Raw genomic sequence first — 25,330 nt, forward strand, 5'->3', positions numbered from 1 at the left:
TGTGCGGCGCGCACTCTACAGACTTAGCAAGATTTTAGGGCACTAAAAAAATGTCAGCAGATATAGATAAAAAAAGTAAAACATACAGCGTTTCACTATCCAGTTTGCTGGTACGGACTGTAATTTACAGCGGTTTTATGGCTGGTATACTAGCATCTTTTTACAATTTCAAACTCAATACTATTGTCATCTCAAGTAGTCCGAAATCTCCGGCACTACAAGCAGATCTGGCTTCGATCAATAAAGCGCAGGAAGATTACTATGCAAAAAATAACAAATTTAGTGATTCCCTGGAAGGGTTGGCTATACAAGGTCTCAGCAAAGCTCAATATTATTACCACATTGACTCATTATTAATAAACCCAGTTCAAACGTTGGAGAATAAGCGCGAACCAGCACAATTTGAAAGCGCGATCGCATTTTCTAAAAAGCTGGATTCCGTTAGCGAAAAAGACTACGATCCAGTATATATAGGAGCAGTATTTGCTTTCAAAAAAGATGTTAGCAATCAACTAATAACTATTTCGGCAATCTGCGAAAGCGAGCCGGAAAAGGAGGTGGATCAATTCAATCTGATACAGCCAACTTTTGACGGCACAGAAATTCACTGCCCGCCCGGTACAAATATTTTAAGGTAATACCTTTAAACTATTTTGTGTCATTCTTTGATTGTCTAAATAAAATTCAAACTTCCAATTCCCAGGCTTGTCATCCTTTGTAAAATTGTACCCGCACCAAGTATTTAGTCTATCTGCCGTTGTTCTTAAATGAGATCGACCGTCGGCTGCCAATTTTCCTTGAGAGTCAAATACGCGACAAGTACCGTAATATTCTCCCGGTGAAAAGTTAGTAACACTGACAGCAAAATAGACTTTATGTGTTTTTTTTAAAGACACAAAATCTATAATTTTATCCGATTTTAGTTCGCTAGTTAACATCACTTGAGTCACAGGTTTTAACTTCGGTTTGCTGGTTTCTGGTTGGGATTTAACTACTTGTTGAGGTTCCTGAGATTTCCAAATAAATGGGAGTAAAATAGCAGCACTTGCTGTCAACAATCCGACTGATATCAGTGCAAGTTTTGATTTTTTAGGCGGGCGAACTACATTGAGGGGAATCAAAGCGTTGAGGGCCGCATCTGCGGAAGCATAGCGGTGTTTAAAATTTGGTTCCACCATTTTTTGCAGCCAGTCAAGAAATTCTGGAGTTAGCTGCGGCAAGCGATGTTTAAAATTAATCCGCCCTGTCTCGTCCATCAAGCTGCCAACTTCGGTAGAATTGATGCCGATTAGCAAGCAAATTAGCGTGGCGCCGAGACTGTATAAATCGGATGCGACTGTTAGCTGGCGGTTGAACATTTGTTCGGGCGGCATAAAGCCCAAAGTGCCTTTGACAACGCTGCTGGCAGCCACTTCTCCCCCCCCGATTCTAGCAAATCCGAAATCGACCAGGCTGACATTCATCCTGTCATCAACTAAGATATTTTCGGGTTTTAAATCTCTGTGAATAACAGGCGGCACCCGATTTTGCAGGTATTTGAGTATTTCTAACACAGAAATAGCAATTTGCTTAGTTTTTTGCGGTGTTTGCTGGCGGGAATTTGCGAGAGAATTAGCATTTTTGTATTCCTGCACCATGCAAAAACCCGATGCAGTTTGGAAAGAATCTAAATAACGGGGAATGTTGGGGTTATCGAGTTCTCGCAAAATCTGAATTTCTTTTTCATAAGCTTGATATTCGGTCCAATTAGCACCTGTCTGGGCAAATTGAAATTGTTTGACAACAACGGAACGTTTTGTATTAATTTCAGTAGCGAGATAGGTAACTCTACCGCCCGCGCGGTTGTGTCCGAGTTCGCGAGTTACTTGATAGCCGTAGTTGGAAAAATCAGGGAAATCATTCATAGGTTCGTAATGATAAGTTCTGTCACAAAAAGGTTTTTAGTAAGGACTTTAGTCCTCAATAACTGAGTAAAACAAGCGAGCAATTGTTTAAGGTTTAATTAAACTTGCTTGTAATTTGCGATACTTAGCAAGGATTCTATTTGGTTTAAAAACACTCATCTCAAGTAATGGAATACCAGTGACAGCTAAAGAGGCGATTATAGCTCCTCCTACAGCTACTATTTCCATTGGTTCAACCCATTCTCGTTGGGCGACAACGTTTAAAAACAGTCGAAATGCTACTACCAAGCTAGTACAAAATCCGGTCGTAAGAAAAGCTATTTTGTCATTATAAATGTTAATTATTCTTCTGAGGGTAGTCTGCTCGTCAATCCGATTATGAAAAATCCTATAAACTATCATGCAACACAAATAAACTATCATGCAACATAAATTGCTTAGGAAAATAAAAAATGCTGCATTGAAAGCCTCATCGAATATCATTGCCACGAAAGAAAACAATGCAAACAATGCAAATAATAAAAATTGCCCGATAATAGCAATAATCATAGCCAAATTCCTATTCATCATACTTCCAAGTGCAGCTCCACATAAACTAAAGAATATCAGCGCAATTACCATCCCTATCGAGGCAGCAATTGATAGAATTGTATTGTTCGATAGGGGTAAATTACGAATAACTTCAGTAACAACAGACAAAACGAAAAAATATAAAATTAATCCTATTAGCGATCCTAATACTCCTCCTACCCAAGTTTTTTTATTTCCATGTGATTCTGCTAAGAGTGTGATTTCAGCAACTGCAAATCCATAGACTAAGCTCATAATAATACCCAAAGCAATGTCATAGTTGCTGCCCATACTAAATAGAAAGCCGAATAACACCAACCAGCAGATCAAAATCAGGTTGCCCTTAGACAATAAAGTAGTTAGTTTTGGTATAGGAAGGAGAGCTGTTGTGACTTTAATTTTGAGTTGATAAGTGTCGGGTTCGGAATTTGTATGGAAGATTATATAGCGCTCATAAGCTTGACTTGCCAACAATTGTTTGGTATCAACTAGGATTTTGACATCAAAATTATTGCTCTCAAATTTCTGCGGCTCAAACGAGATCCAAGGGTGATCGTAAGGTGTATGCGGCGGATCATTCGGATGCGGCGCGACTTCCCATCTGCCACAAAGCATTGTATCGGGAATTGGGTTGCTAATTGCGATGGTTTGTGTTATTGTTTCTCCATATTCTGTAGCGGCAAATTCCAGCGTATCGCGCTCAATTCTCACTTTCGGCAAGCTGCTGACATCCAAAGATTCTAGTGCAGCTAAAGCATCAGCAGCCGACTGATATCTATCTTGAATTCTCGGCGCTACCATCCTTTCCAGCCAGTTCATCCAACCACGCTGTAACGGCGGGACTAAATGCCGGAAATGAATGCTATAATTCTCATCAATTAAGTTGCCTATTTCCCCCGATTTTATACCAGTTAATAAGCAAATCAGCGTCGCTCCCAAACCGTAAAGGTCGGATGCTTCTGTCAGTTGGCGGTTGAACATTTGCTCGGGCGGCATGAATCCCATCGTGCCTTTGACGACGCTGCTAGCGGCGATATTTCCACCTCCTATCCGAGCAAAACCGAAGTCTACTAAATAAACATTGAGTTCGTCATCTATTAACAAGTTTTCTGGCTTAATGTCGCGGTGAATTATCGGCGGTTTCTGAGATTGCAGGTCAACTAAAATCTCTAAAGTTGCGATCGCAATTTGCTTGATATCTGGCGGCGAAAAAGTCCGCGCGACAGCAGATTCGGCATTTTTGTATTCCTGCACCATGCAGAAACCGCTGTCAGTTTGAAAAGAATCGAGATAGCGGGGAATGCCCGGAAAATCCAGATTTTGCAAAACTTTAATTTCTTGTTCGTAAGCTTCGTATTCTGTCCAGCTAGCACCTAATTGGGCAAATTGAAATTGCTTAATTACAATTAATTTTTTAGTATTCGTATTTTTCGCTAAGTATGTAACTCTGCCACCGATACTGTTGTGTCCGAGTTCTTTTTCAATCTGATAGCCGTGAGTGGAAAAATCGGGGAAGGCGTTCATATAGTTTGTAGTAATGTTCTTGTGGGAGGGGATTCTAGCCCGTCATTAACAGGCAAGATGCCTGTTACACAAACAGTGAATTTTTTTTGAATGGGTTTCTATCCTGTCGGCAACAGGCAAGATGCCTGTTACACAAAGAGTTATTTTTTGGCGTGGGTTTCTATCCTGTCAGCAACAGGCAAGATGCCTGTTCCACAAAGAGTTATTTTTTTTTGGATGGATCGAGATTACCAACATAACTTTTTTCCAAAAAGGCGGCAAGTGCGGTATGATGTGATTTCGCGATCGGTTCTAGCGGGGAGCAGCCGTTAGAGGAAACGGGGAAAGTTCGGTGCAAGTCCGGCGCTGTCCCGCAACTGTAATGAAACTGTTGTGGTTTCTCAAGTCAGAATGCCCGCCGATATCTAACTCACTTTTGAATGCATCTGCGAGGTACGGATGATAGATGGAATTAAGACGGCTGTACGCACAAAGCACAGTCTATTTGTTTGCACTGCTTGCGCTAGTGTTTGGAAAAACGGCAAGCGCGAAGGCAAAAGCGGCGGTCAACAATTTATGGAAAATTTGTCGCAACTCGCTAAAGATTGGGAGTTTTCTGATAAGTTTGAGATTCAAGAGGTTGAGTGCATGAGTGCTTGCAGTCACTCTTGTGCGGTGTCTTTTGCTGCTGTTGGAAAGTACACTTATCTGTTTGGCGATTTACCAGCAAATGAGTCGGAAAGCGTCGAGGCTGTACTCGAATGCGCGGGTCAATACTATGCTAAATCGGACGGTTTGTTGCCTTGGTCTGAGCGTCCTCAAGCTCTGAAAAAAGGCGTTTTAGCAAAGATTCCGCCACTACCAAATTAAAGCCTTTCTCCTTACCCTGCTCGGCCCATTGGTGACAACTTAACGTCAAACCGATCGTCTCTCTTGTTTTTATCGACATCTAGATCCCCCCTAACCCCCCTTAATAAGGGGGGGGAAAAGAAATATTCTCAAAGTCCCCCTTCTTAAGGGGGATTTAGGGGGATCTAGACTTCGCTTTTAAGCGACTTTTATTGTAGATTTCAGTCTTAAGTTGTCACCTACGCTCTCGGCCTGGGAACGCCTAGCCTCGGAACAAGATATCCCACCACCAAATAAGCACAAAATTATCAATGCACAAAATTCCTGTTACTGTCATCACTGGTTTTCTCGGTAGCGGCAAAACTACTTTAATTCGCCACTTATTGCAAAATAATCAAGGTCGCCGCATTGCTGTTCTGGTGAACGAATTTGGCGAAATCGGAATTGATGGAGAACTGCTGCGCGATTGCCAAGTTTGCGACGAAGAAGAAAATGCTAGCAGCAATATTGTTGAACTAACAAATGGTTGTCTTTGCTGCACTGTTCAAGAGGAATTCTTGCCTACTATGCAGGAATTGTTGAAGCGCAGAGAACAAATTGATTGTATTTTAATTGAGACTTCGGGCCTGGCACTTCCTAAACCTTTGATTCAAGCTTTCCGCTGGCCAGAAATTCGCACGGGTGCTACTGTAGACGGTGTTGTTGCTGTTGTCGATTGCGAAGCTATTGCTAGCGGTACTTTTGTCGGTGATATTGATGCTTTGATGGCACAGCGACAAGCTGATTCTAGTTTGGATCACGAAACTCCGATCGAGGAATTGTTTGAAGACCAGTTAGCCTGTGCCGATATGGTACTTTTAACGAAGGTCGATCGCGTAGATGCGGAAACTCACCAGAAAGTCCAAAGCTGGTTGCAACAAGAGTTGCGTCCAAGTGTGAAAATTGTGCCTTGCAAAGGTGGCGAAATTAACCCTGATGTGCTATTGGGATTTAATGCGGCGGTTGAGGATGATTTGGAGTCTCGCCCGAGTCACCACGACACTGAGGAGGAACACGAACATGATGATGATATTAACTCGACTTTCTTTATTGCCGATCGCGAATTTGAACCTGAAGCATTGGTGAAAAAACTGCAATCCTTGATGCAGCAGGAGGAAATCTATCGGATTAAAGGGTTTGTGGCGGTTCCCAAGAAACCGATGAGGATGGTGTTGCAAGGTGTGGGTTCGCGGATAGAATATTTTTACGATCGTCCTTGGCAACCTTCCGAGATCCGCCAAACCAAACTGGTGCTGATCGGTCGAGAGTTAGAGCGCGATCGAATTGCAGCTATAATTAACAACTAATTGTCATTTGAGAGGGGCGGGTATATCGATATTTTGAATTGCAGCAAATATTATTGGTAAAACTCGCCCCTACAAGCTCTCACGAACAATTTATTAACATTCTTTAATATTGTGGGCGCTGCCAGCAGGTCTGGTGTAGAATAGCGATAATGGTTATCATTGTACAATAAGTGAGGTCAAGTATGGTGACTGCTGGGGCGATCGAATCAGTTCCTGTTACCGTTCTCACGGGTTATCTCGGCGCAGGCAAAACTACGCTACTGAACCGCATTTTAACACAAGAACACGGAAAAAAAGTTGCAGTCATCGTCAACGAATTTGGCGAAGTAGGCATCGACAACCAACTGATAATTGATGCCGACGAAGAAATTTTTGAGATGAACAACGGCTGCATTTGCTGTACAGTCCGAGGTGATTTAATTCGGATTATCGGTAACTTAATGAAGCGGCGAGACAAATTCGACCACATAGTCATCGAAACCACAGGTTTAGCCGACCCCGCACCCGTAATTCAAACCTTTTTTGTAGACGAAGATATGCGGCAAAAATTACTGCTAGATGCAGTTGTCACCGTAGTAGATGCCAAGCACATCTGGCAGCACTGGGACGCAGACGAAGCTCAAGAACAAATTGCCTTTGCAGATGTAGTTTTACTCAACAAAACTGATTTAGTGAGTGACGACGAATTGGCAGAATTAGAAAAGCGAATTCGTGCAATGAATGCAATGGCCAAAATCCACCGCACCCGCAACGCTGAATTAGCAATGGATGCTTTGTTGGGCGTTAAAGCGTTTGATTTGAACCGGGCATTAGAAATCGAACCAGACTTTTTGGGCGAACACACTCACGAACACGACGAAACAGTTACCTCAGTAGCCATAGTAGAATCCGGCGCCCTTGACCGCAACAAATTTAGCGATTGGATTGCGGAATTGTTGCGAACTCAAGGCCCGAATATCTTTCGGACAAAAGGCATTTTGAATATCGCCGGAGAAAACCAGCGATTTGTTTTCCAAGGAGTACACATGGTGTTCGATGGCCGGCTGGATAGACCTTGGAAAGCTACAGAAACTCCGAAAAATGAACTCGTGTTCATCGGTCGCAATTTAAATGAAAATCAATTGCGAGAGGATTTTCATAAATGTCTGGTTTAACTGACATATTGAACCATTTTTAATAAGCCTTTTAGGAACTGGAAAGATGCCTGTTCCACAAGAATAAAATTCATTCCTTGTGGAACGGGCATCTTGCCAGTTCTTAAGAATAGTGCAACATCTCAGATTCAATAAATATGGGTAAAGAAAAGACAAAGAAAAGTGAACAAACCCTGGAAATTCATGCCAAAGCAATGCTGTCTGACTACGTAACTGCTGTTACTTGGTCGCCCGATGGCACAACTTTAGCAGTTTGTTCTGCTGCGGGCGAAGTGATGCTGGCGAAAGTAGGGGCAATTCATGAATTGTCCTTGCAAACGCTACAAACTGCCACGGGTAAATCAGCCGATTGCTTGTCTTTTTCTCGCGACAGTAATTTCCTAGCTGCTGGCGGACAAGATGGAAAAGTACGAATTTGGCGCGTTAATTCTAGGGAATTAATTGCTGATTTGGACAACCAGCGCGTCTGGGTTGACAAGTTAGCTTGGAGTCCCAACTGCAATCAGTTAGCTTTCAGCATGGGCCGCTACGTTCAAGTCTGGAATGCTGAGGATAATGTTGTTGAAGTAACGCTGAATTTCGACTCATCATCTATCCTCGATTTAGCATGGCATCCTATGGTTCAATATCTGGCAGTTAGCGGCTATCAAGGTGTCAAAGTTTGGCATGGCGAAGACTGGCACGAAGACCCGGAAATTTTATCAGTACCTTCTGCAACCGGTGCAATTGCTTGGTCGCCACAAGGGGAATATTTAGCTTGTGGCAATATGGACAATACTTTAATTGTTAATGAATGGGGCAATTTTGAACCCTGGGTAATGCAGGGTTTTCCGGGGAAAGTTCGGGAGTTAGCTTGGTCGGATAAAACTAATTCTTTGGGTGCACCTTTGTTAGCCGCTTCGAGTTCTCAAGGCATTTCCGTCTGGGAAAAACACGCTGATGAAAGTGTCGGTTGGCATTCTTGGGCGTTAGAAGTGCATGAAAATGTGGTAAATGCGATCGCCTTTCAACCTAACACATTTTTATTAGCTTCCGCAGCCGCAGACGGTCAAGTTTGTGTGTGGTCTGAAGCAGAACAATTGCTGCAAATTCTAGAAGGTGCAGAGGGCGGTTTTTCCTGTCTCGCATGGCATCCCGCAGGCCAGTTTCTCGCCGCGGGCGGCTGTGGAGGTGAATTGCTTGTTTGGTCACAATCTATGGACGACAAAGAGTTCAGGGGGTGCTAAGTTTGTAGCAGGGCGATCGCACCAGTTTGACCAAAACATAAAAATTAAAAACTTGGTCTTGACAAAATGCTAAATTACAATAACATTTTAGTGACTGCACTATCCTCAAAGGCGATCGACAATTACCACCCAACAGCAATTTCTCGAACAACTCTACAGTATTCTCGACCAAAACCACCTGCTGAAACACCCGTTCTACCAAATTTGAAACGAAGTAAATAAACTCGACCGAGCAATCGCACAACAGATAGAGTGCGTCCAGGACTGTTATCCTCTCTTTCTTGTCAAAATTCCTTGACTGGGACTGAACAGCAAGGCCCCTAAAAATAACCCAAAAATAACTAATACAATTGCCGCCCCAGACGGCATATTAAAATAATAGCTGAGATACATACCCGTCACGCTAGCTGTAATCCCAATAATAGCTCCCAATCCCATCATTAAATGTAGCTCTTTTACCAACAAATACGCCGTTATTCCCGGCCCGATTAACAGAGAAATTACTAACAGCGCCCCCACAGTTTGCAAACTCGCAACAATCGTCAGCGTAATCGCCGAAATCATCCCCAAATAAATCCAGTTTACAGGCAAACCGGACGCTTGCGCCCCCAGCGGGTCAAAAGTATAGAATAGCAGTTCTTTGTAAAGGAGTTTAACCGCTACCAAAATAATCAAAGTTATGACAAAAGTCTGCTGCACGTCAGCAGGTGCAACTGACAAGATATTCCCGAACAAAAACCCGTCTAAATCTAATTTGGTTGTCCGCAACAGGCTAATTAGCGTGACGCTAATTGCTAAGAAAGTAGATAAAATTAATGCCATCACAGCATCAATTTTTAAACGAGATTGGGATTGAATCCACGCCATAATTACCGCGCTGATAATTCCCGATATAAACGCGCCGATCGAAATATTGAAACCTAAAGAAAAAGCTACTGGCAATCCTGCTAATACTGAATGGGCAATCATGTCAACCATCATTCCCATTTGCTGTACAATCAAGTAGGAGCCGACAACCGCGCAGAGAATTCCTAGCAAAATGCCGACGGCGATCGCATTTCGCATGAACTCGAAGTTGAGTGGCTCAATTAGTAGGTTTAACATTGAATTAGGTCAATAATAGGATTTTTTCAACTACAATCAACTGCACAGGCGGGACGCCCGTGCCACAATCAACTGCACAGGCGGGACGCCCGTCCCGCCATCAACTGCACAGGCGGGACGCCTGTGCCAGAATCAATTTTAAAGATAAATCTTTTTTTGCTTACGCTGAAACTAAACTTAAATCGTATCCATAGGCTTTTTGAATATTGGCTGCGGTGAGGACTTCCAGGCAGGAACCAGTTGCAATTAACTGCTTATTTAGCAATAATAAATTGTCGTACTGTTTTAAAGTTTCGCCTAAATCGTGGCTGATTACTAGCAAGGTTTTATTTTCAGATTTTAGTTCGGCAAAAATATCGAAAATAATTTCTTCTGTTGCTTTGTCGATCGCGTTAAAAGGTTCGTCGAAGAAGAATAAATCGGCTTGTTGGGCGATCGACCTTGCTAAGAAAATCCGCTGCTGCTGCCCGCCAGACAGTTCGCCAATTTGCCGATCGCGCAAATCCCACATTCCCACCCGCAGCAAAGCAGCTTTGACCAATTCTTGCGACTGCTTCGAGGGGCTGCGAAACCAACCAGTCTGAACGGTTCGCGCCATCATCACCGCATTCCACACCGTAATCGGATAATCCCAGTCAATTTGCGATCGCTGCGGCACATAAGCCACCCGCGACAACTGTGTTTTCAACAACCGCCCCTGATATTTTACCAAACCCCGACAGGCCGGGATCAATCCCAACATGGCTTTCACCATCGTGCTTTTCCCCGCGCCGTTGGGGCCGAACACACCAGTTAATTGCCCCGATTCTAAATGGAAATTCACGCTGTTGAGGGCCGAAACTCCGCGATAATTGACAGCCAAGTCTTGCACTTCTAGCATAATTAGAGATTTTGAGAACGATTCTTGTTCGTAGCTACTAGAATAGGATAACTCGAAAAAGCAATAACGATTATCGTTCCAAAGGTGAAAATGTTAAAGAAGTTGCCTGGAAAAACCGCCAGATTGTGGGGTGCGACTGTTTTGGCAATTGGCTGCGGAGTGGTTGGGTGCAGTGGAGGACAGAACGCCAGCAATCGGACGCCCGAGAGTCCCGCCGCCACTCAAACTCAAGCCAGTCGGGCCGCCAACTTGCCCAAAGTCGTCGCCACAACTGGCGTTATTTGCGACATAACTAAAGAAATTGCTCAAAGTTCGATCGACACCACCTGTCTAATCAAGCCGGGAGACGACCCCCACGCCTACCAAACCAAGCCGGAAGACCGCAAAGCGATTGAAACGGGCAATTTGATTTTATACGGTGGCTACAACCACGAACCCAGCATCATTAAGCTAATTGAATCTAGCAGTAATTCCGCGCCCAAAATCGCCGTCCACGAACTCGCTGTTCCCAAACCGTTGATGGGCAAACATGAGCACGAACAAGGTGAAGAGAAAGCGGAAAACAAACCCGATGCAGAAGGCGAAAAAGTCCCTGACCCTCACGTTTGGCATAACCCTCAAAATGGCATCCGTATGGTAGAAATTATTCGCGATGAATTGAAAAAAATCGCTCCCAGTAATGCTCAACTTTATACAAAAAATGCAGCAATCTTAACAGATAATTTGCAAAAAATAGATACTTGGATAAAAGTTCAGATTGCGACAATTCCCGCCCAAAAACGCAAATTAGTAACAACTCACGATGCTCTGACTTACTATGCCGATGCTTACGGTTTGGAGATTGCTGGAGCTTTGCAAGGTGTGACGACAGAGGAACAGCCCACAGCAGCAAGAATTGCCGAATTGTCCTCAGAAATTAAGACCGCAGGAGTGCCGACAATTTTTGCCGAAACTACAACTAATCCGAAGTTGATGCAGACTGTGGCGAGGGAGGCAAATGTCAAAATTTCCGACAAGGAACTCTACAGCGACGAGTTGGGTGGTCCCGGCACTGGTGCTGATACATATCAGGGAATGCTGAAAACTAATACTTGCACGATTACTTCTGGCCTCGGTGGTAATTGTACTGCCTTTGCAGGAGAAACTGCACCAAATCCCAAACCATAGAGTTCCTAAAGTGCGCCTACCAAGCACTTTACATTTCAATACGGTTCAGTTAAGCTCGCTCTCCCTGGCGCACCCCTTTTTAAGGGGGGGACAAGAACTTACTCAAAGTCCCCCAACAACCAGGGGGATGCGAGGGGAATCTCCGAGGAATAAATAGTTTTAACCCAAGCGTATTGCCTTATATTTGTTGGGTACGCAGCAAAACGCAGCGCTCGCAATCGCAGGGGTTTTCGATTGCAAACGCTGCGTTTGCTGCGATGACTTTAAGGTGAATTTGGCTCGTCGGTACTGGGGGGTTTTTGACCAATTCCCAATTGCTTCTTAGAGGATTTTAAGTCTTTCCAAAGCATCTTAATATCTTTATAGGCTTTCTCAGCGCTAATTTTCCCCCCAGTTTCCAGCGAGCAAATATAAGTTATTTTTTGAGCAAACTCCTGCAAGTTGGCGTTAAACGCCAAGTTTTCTGGCGTGAAATCACCGTAGTAGCGATTGCGAGGATGTAAAAAATCTTCCCGCTCTTTCATTGCCCCCTCCTAATTAAACTTTTGGTATTCAACTTTTGGTTCGGTCTCTGCTTTTAATAGCACTATGGGTACTCAGTATCGCGGCGCTAACTTGCTTCTATTGTATTGCGTAAGTAGCAATTGTGCTTTTTCGCTCTGTATTTAGTCTATTAATGCAGTCTTAACCTTAAGTTAGCTTTATTTTAACTTTTCTTTAACCTAAAAGCACAAAAATTGGGAAATGCGCTGTTCGCATCTCCCTTTAGATAGGTTTTAGAGTGGTTGATTAATCTTTGGTGAAGCCCAATATTTACTTGTGGCACTCGCAGCCGGCGTGGCCGCAGCCTTGGCCGTTGGGGTGGCCGTCAGCGCAAGCACTGGAACAGTATTGTTTGCCGTCTTTTTCTATGGGGGAACTGAGGCTAACAACACACACGCATGAAGGACAGGCACATTTTGTTTGGGTGGCGGTAGTCATACTTTAGATTCTCCTGGTGGGGTTGTTTGTCTCTACTAATATCTGAACACATATTCAGACATTAGTCAAGGGAATGTAAAACTTTTGTAACAAAAGGTTTGCCGATCGCACTAAAATGAAAATGAGAATTAAAACTAGCCGGGAAAAGATGTCACCCAACTCTGCTGTTAATGGAGCGATAAGTCAGCCTCACCAAGAAAACGATACACCAACGTGCGATTCATCGCACCTAGTTGACTGTTGGCGAGCCGGGGACATCCAAACACAAGTTCTCAACACCGCAAAAGCCCAGCGGATGGCAGAGTTTTTCAGTCTTTTGGGAGATGCGAATCGCCTGCGGCTGCTGTCAGTTTTGGCAAAACAAGAACTGTGCGTGTGCGACTTGGCTGCGGCGTTGAGTATGAGCGAATCAGCAGTATCGCACCAGTTGCGGGCATTGCGGGCGATGCGGTTGGTAAGCTACCGCAAGGTTGGGAGACAAGTTTTTTATAGTTTACTCGATCGCCACGTTTTGGAACTTTACCAAGCAGTCGCCGAACACTTAGACGAAGCAGAATGAGCTTTTGAGCATGGGGCAGGTTGACTAATATCGCTCGCCTCGAAGCTATTTTCTAACCCGCCCCTTCCTGGTGTAAACCTTCATAACCGGGTTTTTTGTCGTATCTACAGGCTGTAAGGAAGTATTCTCGCCCATCAAACCCGGTTTCTGGCTGCCTGCTGTAAACTCAATATCAATCTTCGACGGTGTGGCCCGTAGCAACAACCGCCTGTGAAATTGACTCTTCAGAAGCTTGAGCTTCTACTGTAACAGTCTTAGCTGCGACATCCACATTGACAGTAGCACCGGAGTCAACAGTTTTGATGGCTTTGGTAATTGTATCAGCGCAGCCAGAGCAGACGATCGAAGGAACGTTAAGTAGTATTGCCATAATTAAGCAAGATTTCGTAGATGACAGTATTATTTTTTATTTTAATCTAAATTCGTGAAACACGCGCTTTTCCCGATTTCGGCAGGGGTTTAAACCCCTGCCTCAAAGCTCAATTCGGTTAAAACCGACTGTAGAGTTTGACGTTAAAAGTTATACATTATCTGGTACGAATATCAGTTCAAACTTAATACCTGGGTCGGCAAATTAATCTCAGGTAGGCACCGCCCAACGGCGGCGGCTACAGCCCGCAAACTCGCAACTAAATCTACCATATCTGCCAAAGAAAGAGCTTGCCGCGCGTCAGAAACCGATTTTTCTGGTTGCGGGTGACACTCAATAATTAACCCGTCTGCACCGCAAGCAACCGCTGCTTTGGCTAGTGGTGCGACTAATTCTCGCTTGCCGACGGCGTGAGAAGGGTCTACAATTACTGGCAAATGAGTTAACTGTTTCAGCGCTACGACTGCACCCAAATCTAATACATTTCGCGTGTAGTTGTCGAAGCTGCGGATGCCTCTTTCGCACATAACTACATCAGGATTTCCGTGACTGACAATGTATTCGGCGGCCATCACAAATTCTTCGATTGTGGCTGACAAGCCGCGTTTTAGCAGGACTGGTTTTCCGGCTTGACCGATCGCCTTTAGTAACTCGAAGTTTTGCATATTGCGACTACCTATTTGCAGCATATCAGCATAGGTGACAACCGGTGCGATTTGGGCGATCGACATTACCTCTGTCACCACGGGTAAACCGTAACGCCGGCTGACATCGGCTAAAATTTCGAGTCCCTCAATTCCCATCCCTTGGAAAGAATAGGGAGATGTGCGGGGTTTGTAGACTCCGCCTCGCAAAGCTTGCACGGATGCGGCGGAGAGTTGGCGGGCGACTGTTTCCATTTGTTGGGAACTTTCGACGGTACAGGGGCCGCCGATGATTAATAATTCTGTGCCGCCGACTGAGACTGTTTCTGAGAGTTTGACAATTGTTTGGTGTTCGGGATGAGATTTGGTTACGAGTTTGGCTTCTAACATGAGGGTATTCTCCGGGAAATTTAAGTGGGTGGTTAACAACAAAAAAACCCGGAACTTTTAGGAGTTCCGGGTTGGTGCGAAAAGACAGCGCGACAATTTACCCAGAACTCCTGTGGGGCCAAAAATAAAAGCCGTAATACCAGTTACTGAATAATGTCATTGCTGTTTTCGCTTGTACTCGATTGGTTGTTGGGAAAAGAAGTAGAAAAAACAAAACCGCAGGTGTTAATCTGCGGTTCGCCCGGATGTTCACAGTGAATTGTAAATTCACTCCGGGCGAACTTGGCTGTACCAATAATAAAAATAGCTGTTGGCTGTGAACATATGTGAAGTGCTGCGATTTGTGGATTAAACACAATACTATTCGACAAGCTAGCACAGGGAGACTGGGATGTCAAGATATTTTTAGCAAAAGATTTATATAATGGGCGCTCTTGTCCCCCCCTTGTTAAGGGGGGCTAGGGGGGATCGAGGGGCTAAGTAGTAAGGTGGAGTTCGATCGCTCTTTTCACCCCTTAATCAGGAATATGTCTCGTTTATACCTTCGTTTCGATCGCCCCTAACGCCTCTTATTAAGGGGGATGAGTATTTAAAGTCCTCATGTATTTCTCGTTTATACCTTCGTTTCGATCCCCCCTAACCCCCCTTAATAAGGGGGGGACAAGAGGGAGCTTTCCGATGGGAGGGGGAGCGATACTTTGATGCAAGGGAGATATATTGATTAATCCCAGCCGAAATCTCGATCGCACATTTCGGCTAATCTCTGATTGTGCGATCGAAAATATGCTTTCAATTGCTCGTATACTGTGTCGCTGATGGGCGGATGTTGGGTGGCGTTGTACTTTTCGTAGGTTTGTAGTTGGTGGGGCGGCAAGTCTAGAAATTCTAACACGCTGTTGTATGTGCCACAGGGATTGGTATATAAATCTTCGCTTTTGAGGATTAAAAGTTGTGATTTGGGAAAAAGTTTCATCCAGGCTGGGAGTTGATCGGCGTAAATGCCGCGGGCTAGATAGCTGTGGTGTTGGTGTTCGTAACTATAATATTTGGGGTTGGCTAGGAGTTTTTCTATTTCGCCTTTGAGTCTTTCGGGCTCGGCGGCGATCGCCTCTTCTAATGAGAGGGATTCGTAGCGTATTTTGATATAGTAATAATAGTGGGAAATTGCGCGTTCTACGGGGTCTCTCAGCAGGGCGATTATTTTAACTTTGGGACATAAATCATAAATTCGCTGGGGAACTTGGGGGTGACAGATGTAGTAGGGGCTGGCTTCTCCGGTTAGTATATTTTCGCCTGTTTGGGGCTGGGGAAATTGGGAACAGTACCACTCCCAGCTTTGATCGAAGTTCAAGTCGAAGTAATGGATTTCTTTTTGGGCGGCGGGGGCGATTTGGGGATGTTGGATTAGGTAATTGTACAGAGATGTTGTGCCGCCTTTTTGGGTACCGATGATGATGAAGTCGGGGGATTTGGGAGTTTGTTTCATAGATGGTAGGTTTATATTTTGCACTTGTACTGACAGTGCGGCGGAGGGTAAAATGGAAACTCGATCGCACTTGGACGCATTACGAAAATTCGATCGCCCCATTTAGATTTGATTGCACCGATAGGTCTAATAACAATTTAATGTGAAGTTGCACATATCTCGATCCCCCTAAATCCCCCTTAAGAAGGGGGACTTTGAGCGGAATCTTGTCCCCCCCTTATTAAGGGGGGCTAGGGGGGATCGGATTCTACGGGGCCTCATAAAAAATTGGCCTAACCATAATTCCATTGCCCGATTTTGATTGTAGATTCCGGTGATTGAAACTGCTAGCAAGGCGACCACACAAACAAATTCCGCAAGGGCTGGGCCATACGTCGGATAAGATCCCGATCACTGTTTTGGGGTGATCTAATTCACTCTCGCCCTTGGTACTGACATTTCTATTTAACTAGATTAGAGTGGAGTTAGGGAACTCTCATCCTTGCTGGGCAAATCTTTCGCTGAAAAATATATGATCGGCGGTGGTTTTGGTTGGGGGTGTGTAGTTTTATTTTTCAGCCAAAGTACAGATTTAAATTTGTGCAAGAGGCTGATATGTAAGTTACAGAAAATGGGAACTATAAAGATGGGATTGTACTGTCGAGCAGTAACTACCTGCAATACCATCTCTGAAATTATTCAGGAAGGCGTCAATGTTTAAGAGCAAATTATCCAAAGTTATCGTGTCCCTGCTGCGGCGGATTGCTGGTGTTACCAGATCCGGGGCGAAGCGGCTGATGAGAGCAATGCTGCAAGCGCTGATGGCTATGGGCCGCAGGGCAAGACTACCGATGGCGGGGTTTGTGCTGCCGACGGTGACGATGGTGTTGTTGGTAGTGATTTTGTTGACAGTGGCGATTACGCTGCGATCGTTCGATCGGGCGAATACGGCGCGTAACGTGCGCGTGAACCAGCAGGTGCTGGCGGCCGCGACTCCGGCGCTCGATCGGGCAAAAGCGAAAATTCAATTTATGCTGCAGGAAGACCCGCAAAGGCCAACCGCAACCCCCTCCGACAATGAAATGTACCGGATGATGTCGGCTGCTGCTTCTGCTCAGGATATTTATACATTCGGTGGTGAAGAGCGACTGACAGTTAAATATGATCTCGACGGGAATGGTACAGTCGCTCCCTTTGACAAGACGAAGCTCCCGGATGCGGAAAAAGACGAACAGATAAATACTGCATGGAGATATCCGGTTGATACGGATAACAACGGCAAGTTTGACACTTTTACACTTTATGGTATTTACTTCCGCAGTCCAGAACGCAAAACGACTTCGCCAAATGCAGGGACTTTTACAAGAGCAAGACAGCCTTTAGAGGCAAGAACTCCACCGATGGCCGGGAAGCTAGCAGATCCGAAGTGTGCTGGGGCGGCTGGTACTAGCGCTAGTTTGGTAGGCGATTCTGGTTGGTATAAATCGGAAGGCAGGCTGAAAAAAAGTTTCTTTGTCTATACAGTTAATTTACCCATTACCGATAAGGCGGTGGTCCCGGATACTACAAAATATGAACAGTTTAAAGGAACTCCAAGCTTCTCGGCTCTAGAATACCAGCAAGACCAAAGTCGGATTCCCCTCAGTAATAATGCGGTTGTTTATGAAGATGATTTAGAAATATCGTCTTATCCTGCCTTGAATCTCAACGGTCGGATCTTCACAAATAGCAATTTGCTTGCAACCACTGGTAGCACCTTAAATTTATATCAAGTCAGTAGCAAAGATTCTTGTTTCTACGATCAAGAAAACAGCAAAATAATTGTAGCTGGCAATGTAGTTAATGGTGCATCATACGACAAGGGCCTTAATAATCCAGTTCAGGTCCATCTTTATAAAAAATCAGCAGATCCAGATCAAACTCCCAAAATTACAAAAAGCACTCAATCTGTTAGCGATGATTCCTTGAAGGTACTCTACAACAACAAAGCCTACTCAGATCGCCTTTCCTTGTTAGTAGACCAACAAATGGCAAAAGCTGCGACTTTAGATCCAACATCAGTCATCAATAGAAGCACTTCTCTCACTCGTCGACAAGCCCTGGAAGGTTACTTTAAAGAAAGAATGCGGAAAGTACCTTTTGCCGAAGTTCCAGTAGGTGGTAATAGTTTTACTCCTATCACCGTACCAGCAGCACCCGCAACCCCCCCGGTGGTAATACAGGGTACTGGGGATACTCTGGGGCCGGCTGATAATACTGGCTGGAACCTGCCTACAGGTTGGACTGCTACGTTGGGTAAAACTTCAGCGTCAGGCCTGACAATTCTTCCTGCTCAGCTAAATGCAACATACCCCAACCCGGAAGAACCTCTGATACAGGAAGATTTACTCGGCGATCGCGTCCAGGTAGGCAACAATTTACCAGCTCAGCGGTGGGACGGCGCTAAATTTGTTGGGATAGAGCAGCCTCAAGAGGTTAATGGCTCAACAAAGTGGACTGCTGGCGACATAACGAAGAACCGGACTCGCACCACTCGTGTGACGCAAATCGCTGATGTGGGTGCAACAGACCGCGCGGGCTTCTGGGAAGCAGCAGCGGCCCAAGTACCTAAAACAGCAGTCGATGGCATTGGCGGTTTGCGCGTCATCACTGGTGCAGGGGTTTACGATCGCACTAATTCATTCCTGCCGCCGCCTAGGTGGCAAGCTCTTGTTAACGGTGTATTCGGTACAAAAAGCGGCCCCGTATCGATCGCTACCCCTTTTGCTCCCGAAAATACTTACGACGACCCAGCAACGCCCGCCATTGAGCAGTACCGTGTCGTCTGGCCGGACTCCATGCCGATGTCACCGCTGGGGCAGGGGTCACAAGTATATGATAATGTTGCCGGTAACTGGACTCCCTGGCTCCCAGCTTGGTCTAGTCCTACCGATATCAGCGCAACTCTCCCATCAGCAGTCGCCTCTACTACTCTACTTCCAGGTATTGTTGAGCAGGCTACCACCGCTAAGAAATATGCCAAGGGCGACTTGCGGATGCGGGCAACAGCAGTTTATCACTATGCGGATAACGGCTACGACCCAACAAAGCTAACAGCAGGAACCGAACCAAATCAAACCCCAATTGCCTGCATCAGCAGCTATTACGACCCTAGCAACGCTTCCACAGCGAAAAACATCTCGACGGGAAGCCTAACCGATGTCAGCGGCCAGGTAGGACTGGGAACACGGCAAGCCTTTATCGGCTCCAACAACGGCATCACCTACGGCCCCCCGAAAGCGCGACCGGGTGCTTCAACGCTTTCTGCTACAACAGGCTTGCTTAGTGGCGGAGAAGCCGCTTTAGATATGCAAGCTAATTTAGTCTTCCCCGACGGTCGGTTTGCTAATAAGCCGTTGAGAGATGCTCTTCAGAAAGCAGACACCGCTCGCAATTTGGCAGAAAAAGCTGCGATCGACTCGACTAATTGTGCACTCGACATTCTACAGGGTAAGCTCACACTCGCTCCGGCACTGATTCCTCACGGGGCTATCAAAGAAGTGGCATTTTTGGATGGCCGAGAAGTTAAGGCCATAGATAAAAACGACCTAAGTACGACCGTTGACGAAACCTTTACCCTCAGCAGTCCCCTGACAGGATCTGCTGGGGCAGCCAAGTTAACAGGAAAATATGACCTCGCCCTGGAAGAACGGCAACCCCTAGAAATTCGGGCTACTGTTTTGGATATAGGTGCTCTGAGGGTGAAAGAAATTACACAGACAAATGATACAGGGCCGAAAAATGCTTCTGGTAAAGAGTATCTCCTACCATACAGCGGTATTATTTATGCCACCAGAGACGACGCGCTACCCGATCGCAGCGATCGACAACCCGATTCTACGGGCAAGTTTGATGAAAATACCAGCAAAACCGTAAGTCCAACAGACTCTCGGCTTGACCCAACCCGTCGCCCGAACGGGATTATGCTGATTAATGGAGGCCAGTTGTTCCGGGGCGCTACCCCTACAACAGGCAGTGTGGAAGACGTGGTAAAAGAAAAAGGCCTAACCCTGGTATCAAATTTGCCAGTTTATATCAAAGGTGATTTTAACAAACACACCAAAGAAGAGTTTACACAACCTCTGAATCCAACTTGGAGCAACTTCTACACCCGCAACACACTCGATCCGAGCTTTGCTTGTCGCCAAGGCGACCCCAGATTATCCGGTTGCACTGGTGACGACTGGCGGCCTGCAACGGTGCTGGGAGATGCTGTCACTTTACTTTCTGGCACTTTCCGTGAAGGCTTCCGCAATGAGGGAGATTTTGACCTGAGAAATAATGTCGGTACGGCTGCGGTTGGCCCTCGCAGGGATCAAGGATTCTACAACAACAACTTTGTTACGAATGGACTCAGTAGTGGCGCATTTAATGCTAGTGGCGTTGTTGACGGCACTCCCAACGATAATCTCAAGGACGCGGACTATTTGAAGGTTGATAATAATGGTCTAAATAGTTCTTATTTCAATAACTTTGTAACGCCTATCCAACGACGGGGCAACTATCCAGAGTATTTAATGGAAGTTTGCACAAAGCTGCCTGTTTCTGAGTGTACGGATGATGATTGGTCTGTAGATCCAACTGCAACACCAACACTGAAAGCTAATGGGATTACTCTAGGTTCGACACCTTACAATATCGCTACTCATAAGGCTGGGACAACCGTTGACCCTCCTGCTACTGCATTGCAACGTTTTCCTCGTCGGATTGCTTTTCAAAGGGACCCTAGTAGTAAGTTAGCCAATACTCCAACTGATACTAAAGTAACGGCTTTAGGAATTGATGGCTCAGGGAATATAGCTGCTTTTGACTCTTTAAGTGCCGTACCACGAACAAAAGCTAACTCTTTGTGGTTTGCCACAGCAACAAGTGCTAGTCCCTACCCAACTCCAGAATTCGGTGACGCTAAACCCCTATTTTTTCTCAATGCAGTAGACTTACCAGGTGCGAATGATGGCTTTCCATTCACAGATGGAGTCATAAAACCTCCTAAAATCACAGTAGCTTTAAGGCATCAGCCGCTATTAATGCCAGTCTTGCAAATCCATGCAACAGATTCAACATCAACAACAGCTACTACTTTACCAACAACAGGTATTAATAATGCTGAATCAACAAAGTGGATGTTACCAGCATCTACTCCTCAAGAAGTCAATCTGATAGTTGGAGCCGGGGACATTCCATCGCGGAACACAGATGCCTCTGGTGGTAGTGAGTTTAATGGCGGTGTGCAAAACTTGCCGCGCTTTCTTGAAAACTGGAAAAATGGTGGAATTAGCATCAAAATTTTAGGTGCATTCATCCAGTTAAATCGCAGTGCATACGCCAATGCACCCTACAGTCAGACTCTAGCGGGTTCTCTACCTCAGAGTGCTTTTTCTCCCACTATTAATACAGTTACTACTTGGTATCCCAACAAGTACAAAATTGGTAACAATAGCAGTGCGACTCCTTTCTTCAGTCCGCCTGCACGGAATTGGGGTTTTGATGTCGGCTTATTATCTCAACCACCCGACTTGTTTACCCAACGATTTACGACTCCTAGCACAAAGACTAAACCGGCTGAATTCTTCAGAGAAGTACCTCGCGATGACAATTGGGTACAAACTTTGATGTGTGCTTTCATTGATGACACTGTGGGGACAACGCAAGCTGTCAGTAGCGATTTACGCCCAACAGATTCATTCTGCAAATCTAAAGCAGGTGCCTAATCATGAATAAACTACTAAAAGACAACAGCTACTCGCAACCCTTGTTATTCGAGGGAGCAAAGACAGAAACAGGATTCAGCAGCCAGCCGACTGAGAGTAAATCTGGTAGTTGCGCCCAAAAAGTGAAGCAACAAGATTCGGGCTACACGATTATCGAGTCGTTGGTAGCGATGATTGTGGTTTCGGTGCTGATGATTGCGATCGCCCCGGTGATGGCCTTCTCAGTAGCGACTCGCGTACAAGCGCGGCGGATGGAACTGGCCACCCAGGCGGCTACAGCTTACATCAACGCTCTCAGAACAGGTGCTATAAAACCCGGTGTAGCAGGATCAGGTTTCCCAATACAGGGAGCAGCAGGTGATTTGGCGGCTACACGAGTTCCTACCGTCGGCGAGACATACTGCGTTGACATGGATGGAGGAGGTTGTTCCCCCAGTAGCAACAAAGACTTTTACGTTCAGGGCGCTTGGCTAAATCCAGATACATCTATTACTGGTGGCGATCCAACATCCAAAGGCTACCAGCTCTTAGTCAGGGTTTACAGGGCTGATTCCTTTGATGGCACTGTAACTTTGAATCCGACCCCAAAGACTGCGAAAAAGCAATCTGTTGTGGGTTCAGGTTTGGGCGATCGGACAATGCCAGTAGTAGAAATGTCTACAGAGATTCCCGCTACCGGAAATCCCTCGTATAAGTCCATCTTGGAGCGCCTCAAATAAACACCATAAACTACTGTATGCCCATAATTACAGTGAGTGTTATTAGATGAAAATCCCTCCCAATCACTCGCCAAAGGAAACCGTCAAAATGAAAACTTTACTCAGGTTGCTTCTCAAAAGTCAGCACCAGCGAAACCGCTCCGGGCCCGCTCAAATAGACAAAGGCATGACTCTGGTCGAGCTATTAGTCGGAGCAATTATGGCGTTTTTAATCATTACGCCGATGCTCAGCTTTGTAGTCGATATGCTGAATACCGACAGGAGGGAACAAGTCAAGTCAAATACCGAGCAAGACCTTCAGGCAGCAGTTGATTTCATTGCCCAAGATTTGAGCCAAGCTATTTATATTTACGACAATAATCCCGCTCTTACCATCACTGCCACCACTACCCCTACAGGCATTCCTGCTATCACAACTCAACTTCCTTCTGTCTCTAACGGAACTCCGGTCCTCGTGTTTTGGAAGCGACAGCAAATTACAAATGCTGTTCCTATTAACAATGCAATAACACCAATCAAATGTAAAGAGGCAGCTAATAAAGGTAAATGTAACGACACCTATGTACTATCATTAGTTGCCTACTACCAGATCAAAGAAACTGATCCTAAGTCTATTTGGTGTCAGCCTTCAGGTGGCAATTGTCCCACACGTATTGCTCGCTATGAAATTAGGGATGGAGTAAGAAAACCTGACCCGGTTGCGGCAGATACTAATCTTCCTTACTACAACAAGGCTGATACCGACGAAGATACTCAACAACCAGATCCAGCTTTTAATAAAGATTTTGACTTTACTAAACCCACCCAAAATGTGACCCTTGCGGCGGGGCTGACACAAGCTACATCTGGGGCAACCAAGCCACAGGTACTGGTTAACTACATAGACCACAGTTCAGGGCCGATATTAACTCCCTGCACGACTGCTCTTGGTAATCCTACCAATCCAAAAACTTCAACAGCAATCGGAGAACCCACTCTAAAAGTAACTGATACAGAAGGTAGAAATAGCTTCTACGCTTGTGTAGATACAGCGAGAAACATAGCCAGAGTTACGCTCAGAGGAAATAGCCTGCGTCGCCTTCAAGCCAACGATGCTGAGTTCAAAACTACCAGTTCGGCATATTTCCCAACAGCAACCGTGCAAGTACAAGGGTTCGGTGCGGTAGGAAAATAACATCTGTCTGAAACAGATTTCCGAATCACGTGACTAGCATATAAAACAGGAAAGTAAAATGAAAACCCCAATATTATTCAAAGTTTTGCAGATTTCTGCAACAAAAGCAAACCCTAATTACAAAAATACTGCATCCAGAAAGGGCGATCAGGGATTCACCCTTCTAGAAGTGCTGGTGATAGCGTTAATCGTAGGTATATTAAGTTCGATCGCCGCTCCAAGTTGGCTGGCATTCATCAACAGACAAAGAGTTCGCACTGTGAACGATCGAGTCCTCCAAACCTTGCGAACTGCACAAAGCGAAGCCAAGCGAACTAAGCGCGATGTCACGATCGTATTCAATACTAATACAAGCACTCCTCCTGTTGACCCGCCAACAGTTACGATCGCCGGTAATACTCAGCAGTTAAATAGTGGAGGCGAAATCAAAGCCAAACAGATTCTACTTTCCACGAAGATAGCGCCTGCAACCTCTGCCAACTCAATCACTTTTGATTACCAGGGTAATCTCGCATCAGGTACAACTCCATTTGTAGTAACAGTTGCTCCTGCTGGCGGCGGTACGCAGCAGTGCGTAATTGTTCAAACTCTCCTAGGAGGAATGAGGACTGATGAAGGGACATTCAATGCTTCAACAGGACAGGGTTGCCCGTAGCCCCGCAGATATTTTTTAATCTCTAACAGCAATTCCGCATAAGTTATGAATTGCTAAAATATATTAACATAAATTATTTTATATTTCAAATCCTATTAAAATAGTCAAAATATGCAGCTAGAACTAAAACAAATAATCGTCCAGCCAGGAAATCAACTATTACTCAAAGACATAACCTGGCCGATGTTTGAAACCCTACTAACAGAATTGGGAGAAAGTCGCGCATCCCGACTTTCCTACAGCAAGGGAACATTAGAAATCATGGTTCCCCTCCCCGAACACGAAATTGGTAAAGTCCTGATTGGTAACTTAGTCGAAGCACTACTCGAAGAACTTGGTATTGAATTTTGGTCTCTAGGTTCCACCACATTCAAAAATCAAAAAATGGCTCAAGGAGTAGAACCAGATACCTGTTTCTACATCCAAAACGAAGCCGCAGTCAGAGGCAAAAACCGCATCGACTTAGAAACAGACCCACCTCCCGATTTAGCCATAGAAATCGACCTCACCTCCCGCACTCAGTTCAATAACTACGAAGCATTAGGAGTTCCCGAATTGTGGCGCTACAACGGCCGCAACCTGCAAATCAGCGTATTGCAAAATGGAAAATATATACAGTCCGATCGCAGTCTCCAGTTTCCCAACTTCCCCATCACCGAGCTCATCCCCCAGTATTTAGAACAAAGCAAAATAGCTGGCAGAAACGTCGCCATGAAAGCCTTTCGATCTTGGGTGAAAACCCAAATTTAGCGATCGGGCGATCGACTCTCATCCACACCGGGCGATCGAATCAACACCCGCGATTTACGCGATCGGGCATTTATTGGGGCGATTTATGCGATCGGGCGATTTATGCGATCGGGCGATTTATGCGATCGGGCGATTTATGCGATCGGGCGATTTATGCGATCGGGCGATTT

22 protein-coding genes and 1 riboswitch are annotated in these 25,330 nt (G+C 45.3%); of the genes, 13 read left to right on the forward strand and 9 right to left on the reverse strand.

Going from position 1 to position 25,330, the window contains the following annotated elements:
* Nucleotides 1–50 precede the first annotated feature (50 nt).
* Complete coding sequence (locus QT994_RS12355) at nt 51–638, forward strand: type IV pilin-like G/H family protein (RefSeq protein WP_333174840.1); 588 nt, start codon at nt 51–53, stop codon at nt 636–638.
* Here QT994_RS12355 and QT994_RS12360 read toward each other — a convergent pair.
* Nucleotides 630–1,904 (reverse strand): serine/threonine-protein kinase, encoded by a 1,275-nt coding sequence (locus QT994_RS12360; protein ID WP_333174842.1) that lies wholly within the window; start codon nt 1,902–1,904, stop codon nt 630–632. The genes QT994_RS12355 and QT994_RS12360 overlap by 9 nt on opposite strands.
* Before the next feature lie 87 nt (nt 1,905–1,991).
* Nucleotides 1,992–3,998 carry a serine/threonine-protein kinase gene (locus QT994_RS12365; protein WP_333174844.1) on the reverse strand — a complete coding sequence of 669 codons (2,007 nt, stop codon included), beginning with the start codon at nt 3,996–3,998 and terminating at the stop codon, nt 1,992–1,994.
* 269 nt (nt 3,999–4,267) lie between these two features.
* Nucleotides 4,268–4,414, forward strand: a riboswitch (cobalamin riboswitch).
* A gap of 22 nt (nt 4,415–4,436) precedes the next feature.
* Between QT994_RS12365 and QT994_RS12370 the strand changes: the two genes are divergently transcribed.
* The 4 genes from QT994_RS12370 (at nt 4,437) to QT994_RS12385 (ending at nt 8,552) form a co-directional block, all read left to right on the forward strand.
* A complete protein-coding gene (locus QT994_RS12370) occupies nt 4,437–4,847 on the forward strand; it encodes a DUF1636 domain-containing protein (protein ID WP_333174847.1) in 411 nt (136 codons plus the stop codon).
* A 290-nt stretch (nt 4,848–5,137) separates the two neighbouring features.
* Nucleotides 5,138–6,172: a cobalamin biosynthesis protein CobW gene (gene cobW / locus QT994_RS12375; protein WP_333174850.1), complete on the forward strand. Its 1,035-nt coding sequence runs from the start codon at nt 5,138–5,140 to the stop codon at nt 6,170–6,172.
* A 182-nt stretch (nt 6,173–6,354) separates the two neighbouring features.
* A complete protein-coding gene (locus QT994_RS12380) occupies nt 6,355–7,326 on the forward strand; it encodes a GTP-binding protein (protein WP_333174852.1) in 972 nt (323 codons plus the stop codon).
* A 137-nt stretch (nt 7,327–7,463) separates the two neighbouring features.
* Nucleotides 7,464–8,552 (forward strand): WD40 repeat domain-containing protein, encoded by a 1,089-nt coding sequence (locus tag QT994_RS12385; protein WP_333174855.1) that lies wholly within the window; start codon nt 7,464–7,466, stop codon nt 8,550–8,552.
* A gap of 267 nt (nt 8,553–8,819) precedes the next feature.
* Here QT994_RS12385 and QT994_RS12390 read toward each other — a convergent pair whose 3' ends face one another.
* Together QT994_RS12390 and QT994_RS12395 are read right to left on the reverse strand one after the other, a co-directional pair.
* Nucleotides 8,820–9,656, reverse strand: coding sequence for a metal ABC transporter permease (locus QT994_RS12390; protein ID WP_333047531.1), 837 nt, complete (start codon nt 9,654–9,656; stop codon nt 8,820–8,822).
* A 160-nt stretch (nt 9,657–9,816) separates the two neighbouring features.
* Nucleotides 9,817–10,536 (reverse strand): metal ABC transporter ATP-binding protein, encoded by a 720-nt coding sequence (locus tag QT994_RS12395; RefSeq protein WP_333174857.1) that lies wholly within the window; start codon nt 10,534–10,536, stop codon nt 9,817–9,819.
* 90 nt (nt 10,537–10,626) lie between these two features.
* Here QT994_RS12395 and QT994_RS12400 point away from each other — a divergent pair, with 90 nt between their 5' ends.
* Nucleotides 10,627–11,703, forward strand: coding sequence for a metal ABC transporter solute-binding protein, Zn/Mn family (locus QT994_RS12400; RefSeq protein WP_333174859.1), 1,077 nt, complete (start codon nt 10,627–10,629; stop codon nt 11,701–11,703).
* Nucleotides 11,704–11,966: 263 nt separating this feature from the next.
* On the opposite strand, the gene QT994_RS12405 is transcribed toward QT994_RS12400, so the two are convergent.
* Nucleotides 11,967–12,227, reverse strand: a complete 261-nt coding sequence (locus QT994_RS12405) for a DUF7219 family protein (RefSeq protein WP_333047535.1) — start codon at nt 12,225–12,227, stop codon at nt 11,967–11,969.
* A gap of 289 nt (nt 12,228–12,516) precedes the next feature.
* Nucleotides 12,517–12,684: a metallothionein gene (locus QT994_RS12410; protein WP_333047536.1), complete on the reverse strand. Its 168-nt coding sequence runs from the start codon at nt 12,682–12,684 to the stop codon at nt 12,517–12,519.
* A 148-nt stretch (nt 12,685–12,832) separates the two neighbouring features.
* Between QT994_RS12410 and QT994_RS12415 the strand changes: the two genes are divergently transcribed.
* Complete coding sequence (locus QT994_RS12415; RefSeq protein ID WP_333047538.1) at nt 12,833–13,243, forward strand: metalloregulator ArsR/SmtB family transcription factor; 411 nt, start codon at nt 12,833–12,835, stop codon at nt 13,241–13,243.
* Between the two features lie 172 nt (nt 13,244–13,415).
* Here the strand turns inward: QT994_RS12415 and QT994_RS12420 are convergent, their stop codons facing one another.
* The 3 genes from QT994_RS12420 to QT994_RS12430 form a co-directional block, all read right to left on the reverse strand.
* Nucleotides 13,416–13,613, reverse strand: a complete 198-nt coding sequence (locus QT994_RS12420; protein WP_333174861.1) for a heavy-metal-associated domain-containing protein — start codon at nt 13,611–13,613, stop codon at nt 13,416–13,418.
* Between the two features lie 173 nt (nt 13,614–13,786).
* Nucleotides 13,787–14,647 (reverse strand): 3-deoxy-7-phosphoheptulonate synthase, encoded by an 861-nt coding sequence (aroF, locus tag QT994_RS12425; RefSeq protein WP_333174862.1) that lies wholly within the window; start codon nt 14,645–14,647, stop codon nt 13,787–13,789.
* Between the two features lie 721 nt (nt 14,648–15,368).
* Entirely contained in the window at nt 15,369–16,235 is an 867-nt protein-coding gene (locus QT994_RS12430; RefSeq protein WP_333174864.1) for a sulfotransferase domain-containing protein, read from the reverse strand.
* A 590-nt stretch (nt 16,236–16,825) separates the two neighbouring features.
* Here QT994_RS12430 and hpsA point away from each other — a divergent pair.
* The 6 genes from hpsA to QT994_RS12460 form a co-directional block, all read left to right on the forward strand.
* Nucleotides 16,826–21,862 (forward strand): hormogonium polysaccharide biosynthesis protein HpsA, encoded by a 5,037-nt coding sequence (gene hpsA, locus QT994_RS12435; RefSeq protein WP_333174866.1) that lies wholly within the window; start codon nt 16,826–16,828, stop codon nt 21,860–21,862.
* Nucleotides 21,863–21,864: 2 nt separating this feature from the next.
* The gene (hpsB, locus tag QT994_RS12440) at nt 21,865–22,581 is read left to right on the forward strand and encodes a hormogonium polysaccharide secretion pseudopilin HpsB (protein ID WP_333174869.1); all 717 of its coding nucleotides are present in this window, start codon (nt 21,865–21,867) and stop codon (nt 22,579–22,581) included.
* Between the two features lie 88 nt (nt 22,582–22,669).
* Complete coding sequence (gene hpsC / locus QT994_RS12445; RefSeq protein ID WP_333174872.1) at nt 22,670–23,755, forward strand: hormogonium polysaccharide secretion pseudopilin HpsC; 1,086 nt, start codon at nt 22,670–22,672, stop codon at nt 23,753–23,755.
* Between the two features lie 58 nt (nt 23,756–23,813).
* Entirely contained in the window at nt 23,814–24,410 is a 597-nt protein-coding gene (locus QT994_RS12450; protein ID WP_333174874.1) for a GspH/FimT family pseudopilin, read from the forward strand.
* Between the two features lie 111 nt (nt 24,411–24,521).
* On the forward strand, nt 24,522–25,160 hold the full coding sequence (locus QT994_RS12455) for a Uma2 family endonuclease (protein WP_333174877.1): 639 nt from the start codon (nt 24,522–24,524) through the stop codon (nt 25,158–25,160).
* Nucleotides 25,139–25,330, forward strand: a 192-nt coding sequence (locus QT994_RS12460; RefSeq protein WP_333174880.1) for a hypothetical protein, incomplete at its 3' end; no start/stop codon positions are given. The genes QT994_RS12455 and QT994_RS12460, both read left to right, overlap by 22 nt.

It is taken from the genome of Microcoleus sp. S13_B4 (assembly GCF_036700885.1).
GTDB lineage: Bacteria > Cyanobacteriota > Cyanobacteriia > Cyanobacteriales > Microcoleaceae > Microcoleus.